General features: G+C 42.6%; 5 protein-coding genes and 1 pseudogene. All 6 read left to right on the top strand.

The window, feature by feature from the left end:
- The first annotated feature begins 232 nt into the window (after positions 1-232).
- The 6 genes and pseudogenes from LOSG293_RS09245 (at position 233) to cas9 (ending at position 7,481) form a co-directional block, all read left to right on the top strand.
- On the top strand, positions 233-421 hold the full coding sequence (locus LOSG293_RS09245; RefSeq protein WP_152551137.1) for a hypothetical protein: 189 nt from the start codon (positions 233-235) through the stop codon (positions 419-421).
- A gap of 73 nt (positions 422-494) precedes the next feature.
- Positions 495-836, top strand: a complete 342-nt coding sequence (locus tag LOSG293_RS10395) for a hypothetical protein (protein WP_034529670.1) — start codon at positions 495-497, stop codon at positions 834-836.
- Positions 808-1,293: pseudogene (locus LOSG293_RS10175) on the top strand (FAD-binding protein); the annotation flags it as partial. The gene LOSG293_RS10395 and the pseudogene LOSG293_RS10175, both read left to right, overlap by 29 nt.
- Positions 1,294-1,305: 12 nt before the next feature.
- Positions 1,306-1,866, top strand: a complete 561-nt coding sequence (locus LOSG293_RS09235; protein WP_034529663.1) for an NADPH-dependent FMN reductase — start codon at positions 1,306-1,308, stop codon at positions 1,864-1,866.
- Positions 1,867-2,018: 152 nt separating this feature from the next.
- Complete coding sequence (locus LOSG293_RS09230) at positions 2,019-3,245, top strand: DNA/RNA non-specific endonuclease (RefSeq protein WP_034529660.1); 1,227 nt, start codon at positions 2,019-2,021, stop codon at positions 3,243-3,245.
- Between the two features lie 240 nt (positions 3,246-3,485).
- Entirely contained in the window at positions 3,486-7,481 is a 3,996-nt protein-coding gene (cas9, locus tag LOSG293_RS09225) for a type II CRISPR RNA-guided endonuclease Cas9 (protein WP_160171724.1), read from the top strand.
- Positions 7,482-7,560 lie beyond the last annotated feature (79 nt).

Below are 7,560 nucleotides of genomic sequence, written 5' to 3'. Positions count from 1 at the left end.
TTAAATATTGTGTCACAATAGAAATTCGTAACTCTAAATTAAATTTAGTCATAATAAAACCCCCGAGATTGTTGTCCAATCTCGGGGGTTCACTTCAACCCGCAAAAGTGGGTGAGGCTTTTTTTGTGGTAGAATAGTTATAAATAATAAATCAGTTGTGCACAACTTAAAGTAGGGAGATGGGCACATGTTTCAGAAGAAATTAAAGATACTGATCGGAGGCATGGTGGCCATGTTAATGATCATTAGCGTTAATCAGCAAGTCTACGCTGATAGTTACAATGTCGTCAGTACAACGGAATCAGGTGGCACGGCAGGTCACGTAGACACGCCACATAAGGTTCACGTACCTAAACCACAGCACCGTGTGAGCACTGCGAGTCACTTACCACAGACAGGCGAGACTATTGGCGCCACATAGGCTGTACTGGGCGGATTGATACTAGGATTGGCTGCGACATCATGGTGGGTTTTCCGCCGTAAGGGGACGGATTATGGATCAGGTAGATAAACTTCAAAAGCGCTATAGACTCGATTGGCTGATTCCGGTATTAATACTGGCATCCGCTTTTTTTGTAACCGAGAGTTCGCCGATTTTTCAGACGAATCAGTGGGACGATACCAACGTGAGTTTTACGATTGGTAAAGCGTGGCTTCATGGTGAATGGCCGTACCGGGATTTATTTGAGCAACGTGGTCCGTTCATGTATGTGATTTATCTGGCTGCTGCAGCAATTAGCGGTAACAACTTTACTGGACTCTTTTTAATTGAAGTGGTGTTGATGGTGGCCGGGTACTTTGTTTTGTGGCGAAAAGATGGTTCAGCTCCAAGATGAATTGGATGCCGCAGTTGCTGCTGATAAGCCATATATTTTCAAAGCGGACACCATTGAAGAATTAGCCGAAAAGATGAATTTACCAGTAGACAAGTTGACTTCAACTATTTCAACATACAATCGCTACAGTGAAGCAGGCATTGATGAAGACTTTGGTAAGGATGCAGATTATCTTGTGCCGGTTGCTGAAGGTCCATTCTACGGTTTCTCACTCAACGTTGGTGCTTTCTGTACAATGGGTGGTCTCCAAGTTACCACTGAAAACGAAGTACTTTCAGATGACGGTAAAGTCATCGGTGGCCTTTACGCTGCCGGAAACGACTCATCTGGTTTAGTTGGGGATACTTATGGTCCTAACATGCCAGGAACCTGTGTCGGTTACGCTTTCTACTCAGGACGTAATTCCGGAAAGAATGCTGTCGCCTACATGAAGCATGATCAACTCGTTTCAGAATAAAGGAGAATTAGAATGAAACTTATTGGAATCGTTGGTAATAATGCTAATTTTTCGTACAATCGCATTTTACTGAACTACATGGCTAAGCACTTTGCGGACCAAGTAGAAATTGAAGCTCGCGAAATTCGGGACTTACCGATGTTTTGTGAATCAAACGAAGGCCCAGTACCTGAATCGGTCATGGATTTGGCCAATGCAATCGATGGTGCGGACGGTGTTATTATTGCGACACCCGAGTACGACCATTCCATTCCCGCCGCTTTGAAGAGCTGCATCGAATGGTTATCATACGCAGCGCACCCATTTGTGGATAAGCCAGTCATGATTATCGGCGCTTCACTTGGACAACAGGGGACGTCTTGGGCGCAAACCCAATTAAGAGAAATCCTGAACTCACCGGGTGTGAATGCACGGGTGTTGTCCGGAAATCAATTCATGTTGAGCTTTGCTAAACAACAGCTTAACGAAGCTGGCAATTTAACAAATGAAAAGACAATCCATTTCTTAGATCAATGTTTTGCGTCATTTGAACAATTCGTTCAGGTTAATAACAGCATGAAGGTAGCGGAATAACTGAATAATGTGTAGAGGAGGCACTTCGTCCAACGACGAGGTGCTTTTTTACTGGCCTAAGTAGGTCATAAATTGATGATTTAGAAAAATTTAAATTTACGGTATCATAAACTTAAAGTAATAAACGCTGTTAACTATCAGGAGGATGTAAGATGACAAGTTTCTTTGAGGCGATTGGTGGGTTGCTGACCTTCGCCGCAATCATATTAGCAATTGTTTGGGTGGTTACCAGAGTGAAGGGCACCAATAGCCGTCACACGGGGCAATACGCGATTGTAGCCTTCGTGGTCGCTATTTTAATTAGTCTATTTACCGGACCGAGTGCGGATTCGCAGACTAAACCGGATCATCAGGCCGAGCAACAGGCTACCGTCAAGAAGTCAGAGCATCATGCTGAATCAGAGTCAAAGGCACAACCGAAAGTGAAAAAGGTTGTCAAGAAGGCAGTGAAGGCTAATGATAATCAGGTCTTATTGTCCAAGCTAGTCAGTTACACCAACCATGAGTCGGCTGGACCAAACGGAGATTATTACTGGACGAATGGTAAGGCTCGATTTGAAGTGAGTCCCAATCTAAAGGCGGGCGATTACCATTTTGCGGGGGACTCGTTAGGACGGGCATCGACTGCTAAAGCCGTTTTAACGTATAAGGAGTGCGAGTCGTCACGGGGCTCTAGACAGGGAAGTCCACTGGATCCGGTCGGCTGGCCAATCGATAATCCACGGGTGGCGATTACCTATCAACTGACCGGGCGCACTTACCACGGATACTTGTTTAACCGAAGCCATTCGATCGGGGATAGCTTACTGGGGGCCAAGTCGTACACGTCTGAGAATAATTTTACGACGGGGACACGCCCACAGAACGTTGGGGCGGACCAAAACGGTGGTATGCGTTACGCGGAAGAAACCGCGGAGGACTACTGGGAAAGTCATCCCAACACGACCAATACGATTCACTACGAAACCACACCGCTATATCATGCTAAGGAAGAAGTACCACGCGGTTCTGTCGTTGATATTAAGTCATCAGATGGAGTCATCAATACTGAAATCGTCGTAATCAACTCGGTTGAAGGCATTCAGCTTGATTATTCTGATGGGAGTAGCGATGCCAAGGAATACGTGCCAGCACGTAAGCCAACGACTGCTACACCGAAGAAATCGACAAGTACCGCCCAGTCGAGTCAAACTAGTCATTCACCAACTAAGAGTGGTGAGTGGACGATTGCGGGTCAGGGAATGGTTTACGTATCGGACTCTGACAAGTACTATTCACGAGTAACGAATCCTGGTAATTATCAATATGTAACGGAATCGCAGGCGATGTCTCAAGGTGCCCAGCGAGCGTCGAGAGGAAATCAGTACGCGAGACCATAAGAAAAGCCTTCACACGGGGATGTGTGGAGGCTTTTTGTTGGCTTGGGTAAGTTGGTCACTTTCATGATTCATGGTCACTAGAGTTTCATTGCTGATTGCAGTTTGGTTGACGGTTACCTTATTCCAATGGTGGTAACCAGGTAGACGCCCTTTTAGAACGAATTATAAAGTAGCTTTTATTAGCTAATTCCTTAGCGTATTATTAATTGTATAAAAGTTAACAAAACGGAGGTAGTCATGATGAAAGAGTATTCAATTGGATTAGATATCGGTTCATCATCGGTTGGATTTGTGGCGGTGGATGATCAATATCGAGTTGTGCGGGCTAAGGGGAAGAACGTCATCGGGACTCGACTATTTGATGAAGGTAAAACCGCAGCTGACCGACGGGGCTTGCGGACAACTCGCCGCCGATTAAGTCGGAGAAAGTGGCGATTACGGCTACTTAGAGGGATTTTTGAACCTCACATTAACGAAATAGATGAGTCCTTTTTCATGCGTTTGAAGGAATCAAATATTTCGCCAAAAGATTCTAATAAACATTTTCCAGGCGATATTCTTTTCAATGACCGAAGTGACAGAGAGTTCTATGAGAACTATCCAACGATTTACCATCTTCGTCAGGCGCTAAAGACTGAAAAGCGCCAATTTGATATTCGAGAAATCTATTTAGCGATGCATCATATTGTGAAGTACCGTGGCCATTTTCTTGAAGGTGGTACCGTTACGGATTTTGAGGTCGGGGAATTAGATTTGGCAGGGAAATTCAGTCGATTAAATGAGTTGTTTGAATCAATTAATCTGGAAGTTCCCTTTGTGCTCCGGTTGGACAACTTGGAAGATGTCAAAGCCGTTTTAATTGATAGTCAAAGAAGTGCTCAAGATCGCCAACGGACACTGACTCCAGACATTTACGTTCCGAGCACAGATAAAATTACTGAAAAACGATTCAAGGGAATTGCGACCGAACTTTTGAAAGCGATTGTCGGCAATAAAGCGAAATTCGATGTACTGGCAGGGCTTGAATTAGACAAGGAAGAAGCCAAGTTGTGGGCACTGACTTTCGATTCAGAAACTTTTGATGAAGACATCGAGCAGCTCGAAGGCGATATGACTGAAGCAACTCAGGATTTGATTGAGATTCTTAAGAGCTTGCGGTCACTCATTCGTTTGGCAGTGAACATGCCGGAGGGTGTTTCGCTCTCTGAAATGATGATTCAACGCTACGAAGATCATGCTGATCATTTGAAGCTACTTCGAGATATCATTCATAACACAGACGCGGAAAAGGCAGCTGGATTACAAGCAGCTTATGATGGCTATATCGATGGTGTGAAAGGTAAGAAAACGCCAGTTGATGATTTTTATAAGGCTATTAAGAAAAATCTAGATGATTCTGAGGCAGCCCACCAAATTTTGGCATTAATTGACAAAAACGAGTTTATGCCGAAGCAACGTAGCAAGTCGAATGGTTGGATTCCACACCAAATTCAGCAAAAAGAGTTGGATCGGATTATTGAAAATCAAAAGCAATACTACCCTTGGTTGGCAGATGTGAATCCAAATGAGAGTCGTCGAAAAGTGGCACCATATAAGATTGATGAACTGGTTACCTTCCGTGTGCCCTATTATGTTGGACCTTTAGTGACGTCTGAGGAACAAAAGAAATATGGGAGCAAGTTTGCCTGGATGGTCAGAAAAGAAGAAAAAGGGGAAATCACTCCTTGGAACTTTGATCAGAAAGTGGATAGGGCAGCTAGCGCCACTGAATTCATTAACCGCATGACAACGATGGATACTTATCTCTTGAATGAGGATGTGCTGCCAGCACATAGCTTGATTTATCAAAAATATGAAGTGCTGAATGAGCTGAATAAGGTAAAGATTAATGGGGATGCCATTACACCGGAACTGAAGCAGAAAATTTATCACGATTTGTTTGAAAAACAAACGACTGTTTCAATTAAAAATCTGCAAACATACTTGGTTAGTGAAAGTGAAGCTAGCGAAGTACCCGAAATTAAGGGATTAGCTGATGAAAAGAAATTCTTAAGCGGATTAACGACTTATCATGATTTAATGAAGATATTTGATCGAAATGTGGTGAATGATCCAGAACGGGCGGAGGACTTTGAAAAGATTATTCGATGGTCAACCGTCTTCGAAGATAAGCATATCTATCGAGAAAAATTGGATTCATTAAGCTGGCTCACAACAGACCAGAAGGATCGGTTAGCTGTGAAGCGTTACCGTGGTTGGGGACGACTATCTGAAAAGCTGTTAATCGGTTTGCGAGATGAAGGACATCGTTCCATTATGGATTACCTGTGGGAAACCACGAGTAACTTTATGCAAATTCAGGCGCAGAATGATTTTTCAGAAAAGATTGCGGCAGAAAATAAAGAATTCTTGGATAATACCCAAAGTGTTCAGGGCATCATCAATGAGTTGTACACCTCGCCACAAAATAAAAAGGCTATTCGTCAAACCTTGTTAGTGGTGGAAGACATTAAGAAGGCTTTCCATGGTGAAGCACCAAAGCGAATTTTTGTCGAGTTTGCCAGGGAAAATGAGTCTACCCCGCAACGGTCGATCCAACGTCAACGGCAAGTGGAGAACGCTTACGAAAAGGTAACTCAAAATCTCCTTGTTGACGATAAGATTCGGGCTGAGCTGAAAGATAGTATTAATGAAAAGCGCTTATTCCATGACCGCTTGTTCCTGTACTTTATGCAAGGCGGCATTGATATGTATTCGGGAAAGAAAATTAATATTGATAACTTATCCGCTTACGATATTGACCATATTTTGCCACAATCGTTCACAGTGGATAATTCCTTAGATAACCGGGTTTTAACTAATCAAAAGGATAACCGGGAAAAGGGGAACAGTCTACCAAGTGAACTTTATCGAGGCAGCATGAAAGAAACCTGGGAAATGATGCGCAACCAAGGTCTATTAAGTAAGGGCAAATTTCATCGGCTAATGATGACACCTAATTCAATGACGGCTTACGACCAGCAAGGATTTATTAACCGGCAACTAGTTGAAACTCGCCAGGTTATCAAACTTGCCGTTGAAATTCTGGCCAGTGAGTTTGATCAAGCCGACGAAAAGGTTGAGATTGTTTCTGTCAAAGCGGGGTTGACTCACCAAATGCGCCAAGACTTTAGCTTGATCAAGAACCGTGATGTGAATGATTATCATCATGCTTTTGATGCCTATCTAACGGCATTTGTAGGGACTTACTTACTGAAACGATATCCTAAATTACGACCATACTTCGTTTACGGTGAGTTTAAGAAGTTTTCTCAAAAGCAGGCTAATCTAACCAACTTCAACTTCCTATGGGCATTGAAACACAAAGACCAAGTAGCCGTTGAAGATACGGGGGAGAAAATCTGGAATAAGCCACAGGATTTAGCCTATATCCGCCACTTATTTGCTTTCAAGAAGATCTTAATTTCGCGTGAAGTAAGTGAACGGCACGGGGCTTTGTTTGATCAAACCTTGTACAAGGCTAGTGATGATAAAGCCAGTGGTCAAGGTTCTAAGAAATTGATTCCAGCCAAAGACAATCGACCAACTGAATTATACGGTGGTTATTCAGGGCAAACCTCAGCCTTTATGGCGATTGTTAAGGTTACTAAGGGTAAGAAAACTAAGTATCTAGTTGTTGGCGTACCAACTGCGGCTATTTCGCAATTACAAGGGATGGACGTCAAGTCATCACAATATACGGAAAAAATTTACAATATTTTAAGTCCGAAGTTGCTTTCGAAGAATGACGATTTTGAAGTAATAGTTCCGAAGGTCAGATATCGTCAGTTGATTTTAGATAATAATCAACTATTTACTTTAGGAAGTGATACTTATAAATACAATGCAAGACAGCTTGTTTTGTCGAATGAAGTATTAGCTGTGATTAATCGAGATAAGAGTTTTATCGATAAAAAATTATCAGAGGAAGCTGAAAATCAGGCATTAAATGATGCATTCGATGAAATTGTAGTGGCAATGGATAAGCACTTTGACTTGTATGACAAGAATGGGTTTAGAGAAAAAGTAAAAGCTGGAAAACAACGGTTTGAAGAACTGCCAGTAAGCTTGTTCTCTGAAGATAAGGAAAATGAAGGAATCACGAAACGAACAGTTTTGAAGCGGATTTTACAAGGATTGCATGCAAATGCGACCACGTCAGATTTGAAAGTGTTAGATGGCAAATTCTATAATTAATCCGAACAGAAATTAAAAAGCCCAAAGCAATCACTTACAATGGTAGTAGCTAATTCCAACCAATATAGGGAGTGATTAC

The sequence above is a fragment of the Secundilactobacillus oryzae JCM 18671 genome, from assembly GCF_000740055.1.
In the GTDB taxonomy this organism is placed as follows: domain Bacteria; phylum Bacillota; class Bacilli; order Lactobacillales; family Lactobacillaceae; genus Secundilactobacillus; species Secundilactobacillus oryzae.
Note: the sequence above shows the minus strand (reverse complement) of the source record. Positions and strands in the feature narration are given on the sequence as shown.